Source organism: Streptomyces microflavus, assembly GCF_014650075.1.
In the GTDB taxonomy this organism is placed as follows: domain Bacteria; phylum Actinomycetota; class Actinomycetes; order Streptomycetales; family Streptomycetaceae; genus Streptomyces; species Streptomyces microflavus.
Window position 1 is genome coordinate 284,425 of the sequence record NZ_BMUG01000002.1, and the last position, 15,390, is coordinate 299,814.

Annotated in this window: 13 protein-coding genes; 7 read left to right on the top strand and 6 right to left on the bottom strand. The window is 72.7% G+C overall.

The window, feature by feature from the left end:
• Positions 1 to 22: 22 nt before the first annotated feature.
• Together murJ and IE264_RS06385 are read right to left on the bottom strand one after the other, a co-directional pair.
• Positions 23 to 1,609: a murein biosynthesis integral membrane protein MurJ gene (murJ, locus tag IE264_RS06380; RefSeq protein WP_032756121.1), complete on the bottom strand. Its 1,587-nt coding sequence runs from the start codon at positions 1,607 to 1,609 to the stop codon at positions 23 to 25.
• Positions 1,610 to 1,764: 155 nt separating this feature from the next.
• Positions 1,765 to 2,973 (bottom strand): lipid II:glycine glycyltransferase FemX, encoded by a 1,209-nt coding sequence (locus IE264_RS06385; protein WP_032756119.1) that lies wholly within the window; start codon positions 2,971 to 2,973, stop codon positions 1,765 to 1,767.
• Between the two features lie 359 nt (positions 2,974 to 3,332).
• Here IE264_RS06385 and IE264_RS06390 point away from each other — a divergent pair, with 359 nt between their 5' ends.
• The gene (locus IE264_RS06390; protein ID WP_373301909.1) at positions 3,333 to 4,556 is read left to right on the top strand and encodes a L,D-transpeptidase; all 1,224 of its coding nucleotides are present in this window, start codon (positions 3,333 to 3,335) and stop codon (positions 4,554 to 4,556) included.
• Positions 4,557 to 4,767: 211 nt separating this feature from the next.
• Positions 4,768 to 5,601: a class I SAM-dependent methyltransferase gene (locus IE264_RS06395; RefSeq protein ID WP_032756117.1), complete on the top strand. Its 834-nt coding sequence runs from the start codon at positions 4,768 to 4,770 to the stop codon at positions 5,599 to 5,601.
• 148 nt (positions 5,602 to 5,749) lie between these two features.
• On the opposite strand, the gene IE264_RS06400 is transcribed toward IE264_RS06395, so the two are convergent.
• The 4 genes from IE264_RS06400 to IE264_RS06415 form a co-directional block, all read right to left on the bottom strand.
• Positions 5,750 to 6,952: a serine hydrolase domain-containing protein gene (locus IE264_RS06400; protein WP_032756114.1), complete on the bottom strand. Its 1,203-nt coding sequence runs from the start codon at positions 6,950 to 6,952 to the stop codon at positions 5,750 to 5,752.
• Between the two features lie 151 nt (positions 6,953 to 7,103).
• Positions 7,104 to 7,316 carry a DUF4287 domain-containing protein gene (locus IE264_RS06405; RefSeq protein ID WP_031125468.1) on the bottom strand — a complete coding sequence of 71 codons (213 nt, stop codon included), beginning with the start codon at positions 7,314 to 7,316 and terminating at the stop codon, positions 7,104 to 7,106.
• Between the two features lie 125 nt (positions 7,317 to 7,441).
• Positions 7,442 to 8,059, bottom strand: coding sequence for a GOLPH3/VPS74 family protein (locus tag IE264_RS06410; RefSeq protein WP_032756111.1), 618 nt, complete (start codon positions 8,057 to 8,059; stop codon positions 7,442 to 7,444).
• Positions 8,060 to 8,071: 12 nt separating this feature from the next.
• The gene (locus IE264_RS06415; protein WP_229887458.1) at positions 8,072 to 8,572 is read right to left on the bottom strand and encodes a GNAT family N-acetyltransferase; all 501 of its coding nucleotides are present in this window, start codon (positions 8,570 to 8,572) and stop codon (positions 8,072 to 8,074) included.
• A gap of 138 nt (positions 8,573 to 8,710) precedes the next feature.
• Between IE264_RS06415 and IE264_RS06420 the strand changes: the two genes are divergently transcribed.
• The 5 genes from IE264_RS06420 to IE264_RS06440 are packed head-to-tail and all read left to right on the top strand — an operon-like array spanning position 8,711 to position 15,339.
• On the top strand, positions 8,711 to 9,706 hold the full coding sequence (locus IE264_RS06420) for an NADPH:quinone reductase (RefSeq protein ID WP_032756109.1): 996 nt from the start codon (positions 8,711 to 8,713) through the stop codon (positions 9,704 to 9,706).
• A 55-nt stretch (positions 9,707 to 9,761) separates the two neighbouring features.
• Positions 9,762 to 10,304: an SRPBCC family protein gene (locus tag IE264_RS06425; RefSeq protein WP_032756107.1), complete on the top strand. Its 543-nt coding sequence runs from the start codon at positions 9,762 to 9,764 to the stop codon at positions 10,302 to 10,304.
• 48 nt (positions 10,305 to 10,352) lie between these two features.
• Positions 10,353 to 11,933, top strand: coding sequence for a class I adenylate-forming enzyme family protein (locus IE264_RS06430; protein WP_032756106.1), 1,581 nt, complete (start codon positions 10,353 to 10,355; stop codon positions 11,931 to 11,933).
• Positions 11,930 to 13,927 carry an FAD/NAD(P)-binding protein gene (locus IE264_RS06435; protein ID WP_032756105.1) on the top strand — a complete coding sequence of 666 codons (1,998 nt, stop codon included), beginning with the start codon at positions 11,930 to 11,932 and terminating at the stop codon, positions 13,925 to 13,927. Before IE264_RS06430 ends, IE264_RS06435 begins: the two co-directional genes overlap by 4 nt.
• Positions 13,924 to 15,339: a nitrosuccinate lyase gene (locus IE264_RS06440; RefSeq protein ID WP_032756103.1), complete on the top strand. Its 1,416-nt coding sequence runs from the start codon at positions 13,924 to 13,926 to the stop codon at positions 15,337 to 15,339. The genes IE264_RS06435 and IE264_RS06440 overlap by 4 nt, the downstream gene beginning before the upstream one ends.
• Positions 15,340 to 15,390 lie beyond the last annotated feature (51 nt).

Consider the following 15,390-nt stretch of genomic DNA (forward strand, 5'->3'; position numbering starts at 1 on the left):
GTGGCGGTGGTCCTGCGCGTGGTCAGGGGTGGGGGGCTCGTCGACGTACACGCAGGAGAAGCGCGTTCAGTTCGGCCAGGCGCAGTGGACGGGCCAGCAGGGCGAAGGTGAGGACGACGGCCGCAGCGCCGGCACCCGCTGCGGCCAGGGCACCCGCCGGTTCCGCTCCCCGGGCCGCCAGGTGGCCCAGCGCGGTGGCGGGGACCGCTGCGAGCAGCAGGCGTACGTGGGCGGCCGCGGCGGACGACCGCAGGAGGCGCGGCGCGGCGGACGACCGCAGGGGGCGCGGCGCGGAGAGCCTGCGGCTCAGCACCCGGGCGGTCACCGCCCAGCCCGCGCAGAGCGCCAGCGAGTACGCCGCCGCCATGCCCGTGACGGTCCAGCGGGCCGGGAGCAGGTGCGCGGCGGCCAGGGACAGCCCCGCGTTGAGGGCGACAATCACCAGGTTGAGGAAGAACGGCGTACGGGTGTCGGAGAGCGCGTAGAACGCGCGGGACAGCACGTACTGGCCCGACAGGGCGACGAGCCCCGGCGCGAAGGCCATCAGGATTCCGGCCATCGCGGCCGTGTCGGCGGCGCTGGTCCTCCCGTACCCGAAGACCAGCGCCATCAGCGGATGGGCCAGGGCCAACAGCGCGCAGGCCGCGGGCACGACGGCGGCGGCACTCACGCGCAGGGCGTGCGAGACGTCGTGCCGTACGGCGGCGGTCTCCCCGTCGGCGGCGGCCGCGCTCATCCTGGGCATCAGGGCGGTCACCACGGAGACCGTGATGATGCCGTGCGGTACGACCCAGAGGACGTAGGCGTTGTTGTACGCGCCGAATCCGGGGCCGCCGTCGAGGCCCGCGGTCGTGGCGAGGCGGGTGGTGACCCAGTACGCGGCCTGGTTGGCGAGGACCAGCAGCACCAGCCAGCCGGCCGCGCGGAGAGGGCGCGTCAGTCCGCTGCCGCGCCAGTCGAAGCGGGGCCGCCAGCGGAAGCGGGCCGCGCGCAGACCGGGGACGAGCGCGAGTGCCTGGACGGCGATCCCCGCCGTCGTGCCCCAGCCGAGCAGGGCGGTCCCGGCCGGGGTGAGCGTCTCCCCGGGTCCCGTACCCAGGGCGAGGGCCAGGTACAGGCCGAAGACGGACATGACCACGATGTTGTTCAGGACCGGCGCCCACATCATCGCGCCGAACCGGCCCCGGGCGTTGAGTATCTGGCCGAGGAGGGTGAACAGGCCGAGGAAGAAGATCTGGGGCAGGCAGTAGCGGGCCAGCGCGGTCGTCATGGCGGCCTGCCGGCCGCTGTAGTCCGTGTACGCGTCGACGATCGCGGGCGCCGCCCACACCGCGGCCGCGGTGATGGCCAGCAGGGCGATGACGCAGACGGTGACGAGCCGGTCGGTGTACGCCGCTCCCCCGTCGGCGTGCTCCTTCGCGGCCCTGACCAGCTCGGGTACGAAGACGGCGTTCAGCGCGCCGCCGAGGAGCAGCATGTAGACGATGGTGGGGAGGGCGTTGCCGACCGCGTAGCCGTCGGCGGTCGGGCCGATGGTGCCGAGCGCTGCCGCGACCACGGCGGAGCGGGCGAAACCGGTGGCCCGGGCGACGACGGATCCGGCGGCCATGACGGCGCTGCCTCGGGGGACGGAGGCCGCTCCCGGTGGTGCCGTCTCCGGTGGTGCCGCCGCCTTCGGTGCCGCCGTCTGCTCCGGTGCCGTCTCCGGTGCCTTCTTGGTGGCTTCCGCGTGGGGTGTGGCGGCGTGTGTTGTCGGTGACTGCTTCATCGGCGCTTCAGGTACGCCTGGAAGGCATGGTGAAGCGCATGGTTGGCGCTGCCGCCCAACGGCCTCTCCCATTCCCCCAACGTCTCGACGACCTGCCCACCGGTGCCGAGCTTCCACCGCAGCAATCCGTACGCACGTTCCTCCGGATCGAGACAGGAGGGTACCCCGCGCATGTCGTAGACATCGGCGCCGATGGCGTGGGCGTCCTGCAGCATCCGCCACTGAAGGGCGTTGGAGGGTCGGACCTCGCGGCGGTGGTCGGCCGAGGCGCCCGTCTGGTACCAGGCCCGGCGGCCCACCGTGATCATCGTGTGGGCGGCCAGGATCTCGCCCTGGTGGCGGGCCAGGTAGAGCTTCATCCGGCCCGGCTCCTCCGCGTTGAGCGCGGCGTACTGGCGCTCGTAGTAGGCGAGCGAGCGGCCGAGGCGGAAGCCGTCGCGCCGTTCGGTGATGGCGAGCAGCCTGCAGAACTCCGGGAGGTCCGCCGCGCTGCCCACCACCACCTCCACGCCCTCCTTCCGGGCCCGTCGCACATTGCGGCGCCACTCCTGGTTGAGCCCGGACCACAGGTCCTGTGCGGTGCGTCCGGCGAGCGGTACGTGGAAGACGTGCCGGGGCTGGGCGTCCCCGTCCTCGCCGGTTCCGTCGCCGCCGCAGCGGCGCCAGCCCCGGGCCCGCAGCCGGTCGGCGACGGCCGCGCCGAGCGGGTCGACCTCACTGGCGAGGACGTCGCCCAGGCGTCGGCCCGGACCGGTGAGCGGCTTGAGCCGGGCGGCGCTCCAGCGCCGGTAGGCGGGCGACGGGCCGATGCGCACGGCGAAGGCGCCCGTTCGGCGCAGGTGCTCCAGGAGCGGGTCGAGCCAGCCGTCGACGTCGGGGCCGCTCCAGTCGGCGACGGGCCCTTCGGGGAGGTAGGCGAAGTACTTACGGGTGCCGGGGAACTGCCGCAGCAACACCAGGGCCACGCCCGTGAGTTCGCCCGCCTCCGGGGCCGGCCCCCAGCCGAGCAGTTGGGAGCGCCAGCCCTCCTTGACGTCGGCCCAGGACGGGCACTGGAGGAAACCGGCGCCGAGGGCCTCGCCGCCGGGGGAGGCGAGGAAGGCGCGGTAGGTCTCCGCGGTGATGGTTCGCAGGGCCACGTCCCCGTTCCGTGCCGGGCGCACGGGGCTGGACGACGAGGACGACGGCACGAGCAGCGCTGACACGGTCTGGCCTCTCCTTCTCCCCGGACCTGTCGCGGGGACGCTCCCCGCGCGGTTCGCGGGGGTGTTTCCCGCGGCTGTCGCGGGGGGGCTTCCCGCGGCTGTCGCGGGGGTGCTTCCCGCGGCTCTCGCCGGGGGCGCTCCCCAGCTCTTCTGCGGGGATGCAGAGGATGCTCACAGCGCTTCATGACCGCTCCGCGCGGCGAATGTGACCGGACCATGACCGTTCTTCACCAGTCGCCGTCACATCGCTCCGACGCCTCTGACCTCGGGTTTTCCGGCTCTACAGTCACAACATCACCGACTCGCCCGCTCTCGTGGCGCTCACGGCTCTCGTGGTTCTCGTGGCTCTCCCGGAGGTCCTGTTGTCCCGCCTGTCCCGCCCGTCCCGCACACGCGTTCTAGCCCATCCCCGCGTCCGGGCCGCCGTCGTGGCCGCCCTGCTGTCGCCGCTCGCCGCCTGCTCGTCGAGCGCCCCCTCCGACACCTCGGTCACCAAGGTGACGCCGAGCCCCGACGACCGCCCCGTCACGGTCACCGTCACGCCCGCAGGGGCGAAGGCGCGGGCCGGCGAGCCCGTACGGGTCACGGCCACGAGCGGCCGCCTCACCTCGGTGACCGTCACCGACGCCAAGGGCCACCGGCTGGCCGGTGAGGTCGCCGCCGACGGCCGGTCCTGGGTCTCCGGCCGCAAGGCCGTACCCGGCACGGCGTACACGGTGGCGGCGGCGACCCGGAGCGCGGGTGGAACCGCCGGCAGCACCAGGGCGGGCTTCACCACGGCTCCGGCGGACAAGGTCAACAAGGTCGACTGGCGACCGGGCGCCGGGGCCACCGTCGGCATCGCCCAGCCGATCTCCCTGGTCTTCGACCATCCGGTCAAGAACCGGGCCGAGGTCGAGAAGCAGCTCCGGATCACCACCTCGAACGACACCGAGGGCTCCTGGGGCTGGATGCGCGACTGGTCGGGCCGGGACCGGGTGGACTGGCGGCCCAGGACGTACTGGAAGCCCGGGACCGAGATCACGCTGAAGGCCGAGCTGAACGGCACCGACTCGGGCGCGGACGGCGGCTGGTTCGTCCGCGACTACACGACGGCCTTCACCATCGGCACCAGGCAGATCGTCGAGGTCGACCTCGACCGCCACCGGCTCTCCCTCGTACGCGACGGGAAGACGGTCCGCCGCATACCGGTCTCCGGCGGCACACCCGGCGGCGACAAGCGTTCCTGGCGCGGGACCGCCGTCCTCATGGCCAAGGAGGGCACGATCAACATGAACTCCGAGACGGTGGGCCTCCGCGACGCCTACAACAAGATGGTCGACCACTCCATGCGGCTGACCTGGTCGGGCATGTACGCCCACGCCGCCCCGTGGAACGCCAAGTACTTCGGCCGGTCCAACCAGAGCTCCGGGTGCATAGGGATGAGCGACGCGGACGCGGCCTGGTTCTACGCGCAGGTGCGGCCGGGCGACCCGTTCGAGATCACCGGCAAGGACACCAAGGGCGTGGTCGAGCCCGGGAACGGCTTCGGCGCGTGGAACCTCTCGTGGGCAGAGTGGCAGCAGCGGAGTGCGCTGCGCTGAGGACGGCCAGGGTCCGGGGCGGGCCGGTGGGCCGGTGGGCCGATGACCGTGCCCGCCGGGCCACAGCCTCTCCGCCACCCCCGCCCCTTGGGCCGATCGGCTCAGGCGCGGCGAGCCTCGGGCGGGTGGGCGGGTGGCGCCGGAAGATGGGCGGGGCGCCGGTCCCGGGCGGGCCTGGTGGCATCGCCCCGCCGCGTGGAGAGGCCCGGATATGAAAGCGTTCGACGATCCCGATCCCGGTGCCGATCCCGGTGGCCACTACGGCGAGGCCTTCTTCAGCCCCGACGCGGCGGGCGAAGGCGAGCGCATCGACTTCGGGGCCCTCGCCTACGACGACATCACCATGGCGCGGCTGCGGGCGCTGGGGGCGGGGCCCGGGTGGCGGTGCCTCGATGTGGGTGCCGGTACCGGCACCGTCTCCCGTCGGCTGCTGGACGAGGCCGGGGTGACGAGCGTGCTCGCCGTGGACCGCGACGTACGGTTCCTCGGTGAGCTGTCCGTGCCGGGGCTGGACGTCCGGGAGGCCGATATCACCGGCCCGGACTTCGTCTCCGGCCCGTTCCACCTCGTCCACGCGCGCTTCGTGCTGATGCATCTGCCCGAGCACGACCGCCTGATCGGCGCACTGGCCGAACTCGTTGCGCCCGGCGGGGTGCTGGTGCTCAGTGACGCGGTCGACCTGACGAGCGACCGGGCGCCCGGCACTCCGTACACGGCGGCCATGCGGGCGATGTGGCAGGGGCTCGGGGCCACCATCGGTACCGATGTCTCCTGGGTGCCGTCCTACCCGCGGCTGCTGCGGGAGGCCGGGCTCGGGCCCGTCGCCGCCGAGATCCATGTGCCGCCGCTTCTGCCGGGCAGCCCCATCAGCCGTTTCTGGGCGGACACGTGGGAGCGCAGCAGAGAGGCGATGGTCTCCACCGGACTCGTCGACGACGAGGCGGTGGACGCGGCGGTCCGGTACCTGGGCTCCGACGAGTGCGCCGCGCTGTCGGCCGGCATGCTCACCGCCTGGGGACGGAAGCCGGGGGAAGGCGCCCGCTGAGCGCTGCCCGGTCCCGTACCGGCGGCTGACTTCGCGGGGTACGCCACCAACGTCCCGTAACGGCAAAGGACTTCGAGGGTTACGGCACCGGCGTCCCGCTCCAGCCGGGTGGAGCGGGACGCCGGGGTCGATGAGGAGGGGTGCTGCCCTACCTCGGGGTGATCGCGCCGTCGTAGACGTTCTCCGGGGTGACGATCTGCGTGACCGCGCGGGCGAGCAGCGTGGACGGCTCCTGGCCGCCGCTGAGGGAATCCGTGTTGATCATGATGACCAGGGTGGCCTTCTGCGAGGGCAGGTAGACGGTCACGGTCTCGTACCCGGGCAGGGAGCCGTTGTGCCCGATCCACCCGTTGGCGTCGAAGATCCCCAGGCCGTAGCTGAGACCGGGGATGCCGGTCGGGATCGTCCTGAGCCGCTGCGCCTGCGTCTCGGGGCTGAGCAGCTCTCCGGTCGCGACGCTCTTCGCCCAGCGGCGCAGGTCGTGCAGATCGGAGATCATCGCCCCGGCGGCCCATCCCCAGCTGGGATTCCAGTCCGTGGCGTCCGCGGTCTCGCCGCTCAGCGTCTGGTCGGTGTAGCCGTGCGCGTGCGGTTCGGGGAACTCGGGCCCCGTGGGGAAGAGCGTGTGGTGCAGGTGGGCCGGGCGGAGCACCCGCTCGTGGATGAAGTGGTCGAGCTTCTGGCCGCTGACCTTCTCGATCACCAGGCCGAGCAGGATGAGGTTGGAGTTGGAGTACTGGAACTGCGCGCCCGGCTTGAAGGTGTTCTTGTGCTTCATGCCGTACGCGAGCACTTCCTTGGGGGTGAAGTAGCGCTGCGGGTCGCTCAGCAGGTCGCGCTGGAAGTCCGCGTCGGCGGTGTACGGGAACAGGCCGCTGCGCATCTCGGCGAGATGGCGGAGCGTGATCCTGTCGCCGTTGCGGACGCCGGGTACGTACGCCGAGATCGGGTCGTCGAGCTTGATCCGGTGCTTGTCGACGAGTTCGAGCAGCGCGGTGACCGTGAAGGTCTTGGTCTCGCTGCCGATCCGGATGTACGAGTCGGCGAACATCGGCTCGCGGGTGGCGGTGTCGGCGACACCGGTCGCCCGGACGTAGTTCCCCTTGCCCGGCATCCAGAGCCCGACGACGACTCCCGGAATGCCCGCCTGTTTACGGACGGCCTCGATGGCCTTGTCCAGCCGCGCGCTCACCTCGGGGGCGAGGGAGCCGCCGCAGTCCGGGGAGCAGCTCCCGCTGCGGTCGGCGCTCGCGGCGTGCACCGCCGGGGTGGGAGCCAGGGCCATCGGGGCCAGTACGGACGCCACGAGCAGCGTCGCGGCGAACAGACGTCGGGCAGGGCTTCGTCGCATGGGGGAGCGCCTCTTCCAGGTCGGGGAGCGGAGCGCCACATCACCATCCGGACTCCGGGCGCGGGGCACCGTGCGAGGCGGGCTCCGGCGAGTCCACTCGTTCGGCGCCGCACCGGTCACCGGGGCGGCCCCGGGCGCCTGCCCAGCCCGGTTACCGGCCGTTGTCCTCGGCGAGGGTGTGGGCGACCAGGGCGTTGGCGTGGCCGTGGCCCAGGGCGTGCTCCGTCTTGAGCCAGGTGACCAGTTCCCCGTGCCTGGTCAGCGGGGAGGAGCGGATGAGGTCCTTCCACTCGGCGACCGGGCGGCCGTACTTCTTCTCGATCGAGGGGAAGTAGCTGGCAGGGCCCTTAACGGAGTCGGTCATGGTGTGTGTCCCGTCTGTCCGGCGAGTCGGAGGATCTCGGTGTCGTCGGTATGACCGGCGGCGGGCCGGAAAGTCATCGGCCCGGCGAGAAGTCCGTGGGCCGGCGAGAAATCCACGGGCCGCGCTCATACGCCGTAACCGGCCCCGGCACCCCGGCTCACCAGGAACGCGTCGCGCAGCGCCCTGCGCAGGCCGGGGACGAGCTTGTCGAAGCGGGCGGCGAGGGCCTTGAGCGCCTGTTTGTGCTCGCGGAGCTCCTTGTGGGAGAAGACCGTGGTCACCTCGCACTCGACGGCGAGCACCACCAAGGCCAGGACGTCCTCCGGGACCGCCGCCGGGTCGGCCCGTACCGCGTTCCGCACCGCCTCCTGGAGGGCGAGCACCTGATCCGGGTCCGTGACGGTGGTCCGGTGGTAGGAGCCCAGGCCCCGGTGACGGCCCTCCGGGCGGCGGATCGCCCCGGACCCGGCCAGCTGCTCGGTGACGGGGGCCTCGGCCATGTGGGCCGTGGGGTAGACGAACTGCAGCCACCCCTTCGGCTTCTTCACCGGCAGGTCGCTCCACACCTCCCGGAGGAACGGGTCGGCCGGCGGCTCGGTGACCATCCGGTGGACCTTTCCGCCCTCGGTGGCGAGCAGACCGCCGAAGGCCAGCTCGGCCAGTGCCCCGGCGCGCAGCAGCTGGCCGCGCCCCTGGAGGTCGACGACCTCGAACCGGCCCTTCTCGACGGTGTAGGTGAGCAGGTAGAGCCGCTGCTATTCGGGCGCTATATCGGGGGCCGTAACGGGGAGTGTGTCGGGAGGTGTGACGGGGGCCGTGTCGGGCGCTATGTCGAGGCCGAAGTGCAGCGCGCCGATCGTCATGCGCCGCGCGTGGTAGAAGCGGTGCGCGTGGACGTTGGCGGTGCCGGAGTCCAGCTCCACCCGGGCGCAGCCCGCCGCCCGGGCCCGCCGTTCCAGCTCCGCCAGCAGGTGCGCGCCGACGCCCCGGCCGCGTGACTCGGGCGCCGTCACCAGGTCGTCCACGAACAGCACCCGGCCCCGGCTCGTCGCGAGCAGCCGGTGGGTGGCCACCCCCAGGCCGCGGCCGGTGGCGTCGTACGCGACGGTGAAGCGGAGCCCCTGGCCGTACGCCTCCTCCGCGAAGGCGGCGAAGGCGGGAGCGGTCAACTGCGGGCGCAGGGTGCGGATCAGGGGGGCGATGTCGGCGGACATGCGGGGGTCGTCGGGGGCGAGGTCGGTGAGAGTCAGGTTCATCACGGCGCTCATGCTAGGAGCGGGCGGGGGCGGCCCCGGTGGCCTCCGGGTGTGCCGCAGGAGCTCGCCCCGCCGACCTGACAGACAATCCCGGCCGGTGGCGACGCGGCCCGCGCTCCGCTGCCAGAATCCGGCACCATGCTCGCCGCCTACATCGAACAGCTCGGCACTCCCGACACCATCCGGTACGGCGAACTCCCTCCGCCTGTCGCACAGGCGGGTGAGGTTCTGGTCGACGTGGACGTCGCCTCCGTCAACCACGTCGACACCTTCGTCCGGTCCGGGGCCTGGCGTACGCCCCTGACCTTCCCCTTCGTGATCGGCCGCGACCTGGCCGGTACGGTCGCCGCGTCGGCGCCCGGCACCGGATTCGCGGTCGGCGACCGGGTGTGGTGCAACAGCATGGGGCACGCCGGCCGGCAGGGTGCCGCCGCCCAGCGGGTGGCTGTCCCCGCGGACCGGCTGTACCGGCTTCCCGACGGGGTGAACCCCGAGGACGCCGTCGCCCTGGCCCATCCCGCCGCCACCGCCTACCTCGCCCTGCACCCGCACGGGCGGGTGCAGGCCGGTGAGACCGTCGTCGTCCTGGGCGGCGGCGGCAACGTGGGCAGCGCCCTCATCGTGCTGGCGGTGCACGCCGGGGCGCGGGTCGTCGCCACCGCCTCGGCCCGGGACATCGAGCGCTGCCGGGGGCTTGGGGCGGACGAGGTCATCGACTACCGCGACCCGGACGTGATGGGACGGCTGAAAGCCGCCTGCCCGCGCGGAGTCGACGTCTTCATCGACACCTCAGCCGCCAACGACCTCGAAAAGGCCGTGGAGTTGCTCGCATGGCGTGGACGGATCGTGGTGCTCGCCGGGATGGCCACCCGGCCGGTGCTGCCCGCCGGTCCGCTCTACCTCAAGGACTGCTCCGTGGTCGGCTTCGCCATCTCGCAGGCCACCGCCGCCGAACTCGCCGCGGCGGCGGAGACCATCGGCACGCTGCTGGCCGCCGGGCGGCTGCTCCCCCCGGCCACGGTCCCGCTCCCGCTCAGCGCCGCCGCCGAGGCGCACGGCCGCCTCGAACGCGGTGAGGTCCGCGGAAAAATCCTGCTCAGGGTGGACCACCCGGTTCCGCCGGTCAGAACTTGACGGACCATACCGGGTTTTGTTGACCGGAGTTCCGTGCGCTACCAGAGTTCTCCTCATGAGTAAATCAGTCATCGACAACTCGCCGCTTTTCGAACTGCGCGCGGACATCGCCGTATCCGCCACTCCGCAAGAGGTCTACGCGGTCGTCAGCGACCTGCCGCGCAGTGCGGAATGGAGCCCCGAATGCCGGGGCGGTGAATGGATCGGCGGAGAGCCTTCGGCGGTGGGCACCATCTTCCGCGGGGAGAACCTGCGCAGCGAGGAGGTCGTGGGCTGGGCCCCGCTCGTGCGCGGGACCTGGTACACCGAGGCCCGTGTCACCGCGGCCGAGCCGGGCGTGACCTTCCGCTGGATGATGCTCACGCACACCCAGGGCGACCAGGAATCGATCTGGGGCTTCGATATCGAGCCCCTCGCCGAAGGCAGCAGGCTGGTCCACCACTTCCGGATGGGAAAGGCGACCGCCGGAATTCACCACATCGTCTCGGAGCTCGACGAGGACGCCCGTAAGCGATTCGTCGAGGAGTGGACCGCAAAACTGGAACGGGACCTCGACGACACCCTCAAGCGCATCAAGGACGTCATCGAATCCGCATGACGGGTTCCTTCCCGCGTACGTGAACGTTCGTGAAACGGAGTGGGCGAGATGTTTCTGCAACGCATAGGGAACAAGGGCATCCGGCTCGGGACGCTCTTCGACCGGGCGGCCGCCCGGCACCCCGGCAACATGGTGGTCCTGGACCACGACCTGGACGTCGCGCCCGAGCTGGGCCGCCGACTGGCCCTGCCCGAGGTGGCCGAGCTGGTCGCCGAACTGGCGTCGCGGCTGTGGGCCGCCGGGGTCCGCACCGGTGAGCGGATCGTCGTCCACAAGACCGACGGCTTCGACATTTCGCTGCTGGCCTGCGCCGCGGCCCGGATCGGCGCCGTGCCGGTGCTGCTCTCCCCCAAACTGGACGGTGCGACCGTCGTCGAGCTGGTGCGCAGGGCCCAGCAGCCCTACCTCGTCACCGACGAGGCGAAGCTCACCGGCAGCCTCCCGGCGGACGTCTTCGAGGCGGCGCGGAAGGTGCTCCTCACCTCCGGCACCTTCGAGGGCGCGACCCCGCTGGCGTCGTACGCCGGTGCCGAGCGGGTCGCCCCGATCACGATGGGGCCGGACCACCCGACGCTGATCACCCACACCTCGGGAACGACCGGCACGCCGAAGCTGGCGGTGCACACCGGTCACACCTTCCAGGCCCGCTACCGCCCCCAGGCCACCGTGGTCTCGGCGGTCCGCAGCCGTGAACCGGTCGCCATCCACGTCTCGTTCGTGCACTCGCGGATGTTCACCGCCATGCCGATCGCGATCCTCCAGGGCCACCCGCTGATCATTCTCAAGGACGACGAGCCGGAGTCGGTGGGCACCCTCTTCTCGCAGATCCCGCCGGGGCTGATCGAGGCCCACCCCAACACCTTCCTGCGGTGGGAGGTGCTGGCGAACGACCCGCGCGGCCCGCTGAGCAACGTCAAGTACTTCAGCTCCACGTTCGACGCGATCCACCCCCGTACCGTGCACAAGCTGCTGGGCGCCTCGCGCCGGCGGCTGCCGCTGTTCGCCCAGGCGTACGGCCAGAGCGAGGTCGGCCCGATCGCGGCGCGCACCTACTCCCGCAAGCGCGGCGCCGAGGCGGACGGCCGCTGTGTCGGCTCGCCGTTCCACGGCATGACCAACGTGCGGGTGGTCAGCCGGGACGGCAATCCGCCGAGCAAGTCCTCGCCGGGCTTCATCGAGGTGAAGAGCGACGGCCGGATCGTCACCTACCTCGGCGAGCACCCGCGGTGGGAGAAGCAGGTCAACGACGGCTGGTGGCGGATGGGAGACGTCGGCTACCGCACCAAGTGGGGCTGTCTGCACCTGCTGGACCGCGAAGTGGACGAGATCCCCGGGGTGGAGTCCACCCTGGAGATCGAGGACAAGCTCTTCGCCCGGGTCGAGGACCTGATCGAGGTCATCATCATCCCCGGCCCGGACGGCCGTCCCGTCCCGGTGGTCTCCACCCGCGACGACAAGCCGCTCGACGAGCGGGTGTGGCGGGACGCCGTGGTCGGTCTGCCCCCGATGGCCGACCCGGTCCGGTGGAAGCTGGAGGATCTGCCGCAGACGGCCACCACCAAGATCAAACGACTGGAACTGGCCCGGCTGCTGGCGGCCGGCTCCACGGGGAACGGCGACCGGCCATGACCGACGCCCCGCTCGAAATCTGTGTGGTGGGCGCCGGGCCCCGCGGTCTCTCGGTGGTGGAACGGCTCTGCGCCAACGAGCGGGCCGCCCCGCGCCACTCCCGTATCACCCTCCATGTGGTGGACCCCTCGCCGCCGGGAGCCGGTACGGTCTGGCGGCCCGAGCAGTCCCGCCACCTGCTGATGAACACCGTCGCCTCCCAGATCACCGTCTTCACCGACGACAGCGCCCGGCTGGAGGGGCCGATCGAGTCCGGGCCCAGCCTGTACGAATGGGCCCGCGCCCTCGACGCGCGGGCCGGGGCGGACGCCCCCGGCGCCGACGACATCGACGCCGACGTGCTGGCGGAGGCCCGGGCCCTGGGTCCGGACAGCTATCCCACCCGGTCCTTCTACGGCCGGTACCTGCGCAGTTGCTTCCAGCAGGTCGTGGACAACGCCCCCGACCATGTGACCGTCACCGTGCACCGCTCCCGGGCGGTGGCCATCGCCGATGTGCACGGCGTCACCGACGGGACCCAGGGCGTACGGCTGGAGGACGGCACCCGGCTCAACCAGCTCGACGTGATCGTCCTGGCCCAGGGCCACCTGCCCACCCGGCTGACCCCGCGCGAGGCGCGCACGGCCGGTCTCGCCCGGATCCACCACCTCACCTACGTGGCCCCGGCGAACCCCGCCGACCTGGACCTCTCCGCCGTCGGCCCCGGGCAGCCGGTGCTGCTGCGCGGCCTCGGGCTGAACTTCTTCGACCACATGGCGCTGTTCAGCGCGGGCCGGGGCGGGACGTACGAGCGCGGTGACGACGGCAAGCTCGTGTACCGGCCCTCGGGGCGTGAGCCGCAGATGTACGCGTTCTCCCGGCGCGGGGTGCCGTACCACTCCCGCGGCGAGAACCAGAAGGGCGCCTTCGGGCGGTACTTCCCGCGGCTGCTCACCGTCGAGTACATCGCCAAGCTGCGCGCCCGCTCCGCCGAGGGCCAGCGGATCCGGTTCTCCACCGACCTGTGGCCGCTGATCTCCCGGGAGGTGGAGAGCGTCTACTACGAGACCCTGCTCACGGCCCGGGACCGCGCGGGCGACGGCGCGCAGCTGGCGGAGCGGTACCTGAAGCGGCCCGCCGACGACGACGGGGCCCAGCTGCTCACGGAGTTCGGGATCCAGCCGGACGAGCGCTGGTCCTGGGACCGGCTCTCCCGGCCCTACGAGGACCGGCAGTTCACCAGCCGGGAGGGTTTCCGGGCCTGGCTGCTGGAGTATCTGGCGGCCGATGTGGTCGCCGCCCGCAGCGGCAACGTCAGCGGTCCGGTCAAGGCCGCGCTGGACGTGCTGCGCGACCTGCGCAACGAGATCCGGCTCGCGGTGGACCACGGCGGGCTGGAGGGCGACTCCTACCGGGACGAGCTGGAGGGCTGGTACACACCGCTCAACGCGTTCCTGTCGATCGGTCCCCCGGCCTCGCGGATCGAGGAGATGATCGCCCTCATCGAGTGCGGTCTGCTGGAGGTGACCGGGCCCGGTACGAAGATCGCGGTGGACACCGGCGTTCCGCAGTTCGTCGCGGTCTCCACCGAGGTCCCCGGACCGCCGATCCACTCCACCGTCCTGATCGAGGCGCGGCTGCCCGAGCCCGATCTGCGGCGCACCGACGATCCGCTGATGCGCCACCTCCTCGACACCGGCCAGGCCCGCCCGTACTCCATCGCCGGTTCGCGCGGCGCGAGTTACCAGACCGGTGGGCTGGCCGTCACCGAACGCCCCTACCGGCTGCTGGACGGGAACGGGCAGGCGCACCCCCGGCGCTTCGCCTACGGCGTGCCGACGGAGTCGGTGCACTGGGTCACGGCGGCGGGCATCCGCCCCGGGGTCGACTCGGTGACGCTCGGCGACTCGGACGCCATCGCCCGGGCGGCGCTGGGCGTGGAGCCCGTCGCCCACCGCCCGTGGTCCGCGCAGCTGCACACCTCGGACGAGGGCTTCGTGGGGGTGATCGTGTGACGGCCGGATCCACCGGCGCCAGGGCCGGTACCGACTCGGGGCTGCTGTCACCGGTCCGCGCGGGCACACCCGGTGAGGCGGCGACCAGCGACGAGGCCTGGCTGCAGGCCATGCTGGACGCCGAGGCGGCGCTGACCCGGGCCCAGGCCGGGATCGGCACCGTACCGAAGGAGGCCGCCGAGACCGTCACCCGCGTGGCGCGGGCGGAGGCGCTCGACCTGCGGGCGCTGGCGCTCGCCTCCCGGGAGGCGGCCAACCCGGTCGTCTCCCTGGTGGCGGCGCTGGCCCGGGCCGTGGCGGACGTCTCGCCGGAGGCCGCCGAGTATGTGCACCGGGGCTCCACCAGCCAGGACATCCTGGACACCGGGGCGATGCTGGTCGCCGCCCGGACGCTGGAGCTGATCGCGGCGGATCTGGCCGCGGCCGCGGAGTCCCTGGCCCTGCTGGCGCGGGAGCACCGGGACACCGTCATGCCGGGGCGGACCCTCGCCCTCCAGGCCGTGCCGACCACCTTCGGGCTCAAGGCGGCGGGGTGGCGGCGACTGCTGCTCGACGCCCACCAGCGGATCGTCGCGGTGCTCGACGGCGGACTGCCCGTCTCGCTCGGCGGGGCGGCCGGCACGCTCGCCGGATACCTGGAGTACGCGCTGGTCGACGGCGACGAACGGGCCGGGGACACCGACGGGTACGTCGGGCTGCTGCTCGACGGGTTCGCCGCCGAGACCGGCCTGGCGCGGCCCCCGCTGCCCTGGCACTCGCTGCGCACCCCCGTCGCGGACCTCGGCGCCGCCCTCGCCTTCACCACCGGCGCCCTCGGCAAGATCGCGGTCGACGTCCAGACGCTCGGCCGGACCGAGGTCGCCGAGGTCGCCGAGCCCTCCGTGGCGGGGCGCGGCGCCTCCTCCGCCATGCCGCACAAGCGCAACCCGGTGCTGGCCACGCTGATCCGCAGCGCCTCACTCCAAGTCCCGCTGCTGGCAGCCGGGTTGACCCAGTGCCTGGTCACCGAGGACGAGCGGTCGGCGGGGGTCTGGCACGCCGAGTGGTCACCGCTGCGGGAGTGTCTGCGGCTGACCGCCGGGGCCGCGCACACGGCGGTGGAGCTCTGTGCGGGGCTTGAGGTGCACCCCGACCGGATGCGGGACAACCTGGCGCTGACCGGCGACCAGGTGGTGACCGAGCGGATCGCGGCGCATCTGGCCCCGCAGCTGGGCCGTGCGGCGGCCAAGCGGCTCCTCGCCGAGGTCGCCGACGAGGTACGGACGAGCGGCCGCCCGCTGGCCCAGGTGCTGGCGGCCCGCCCCGAGGCCGTGGGGCTGCCGACGGGCGCGGAGCTGGACCGGCTGTGCGAACCGGCGCGCTACACGGGAGCGGCGGGCGCCCTGGTCGACCGGGAGGTGGGGCGGGCGTAGGCGCGTACGTACGTGGGCGGTGGCATCCCTTCCGGGGTGCCACCGCCCACG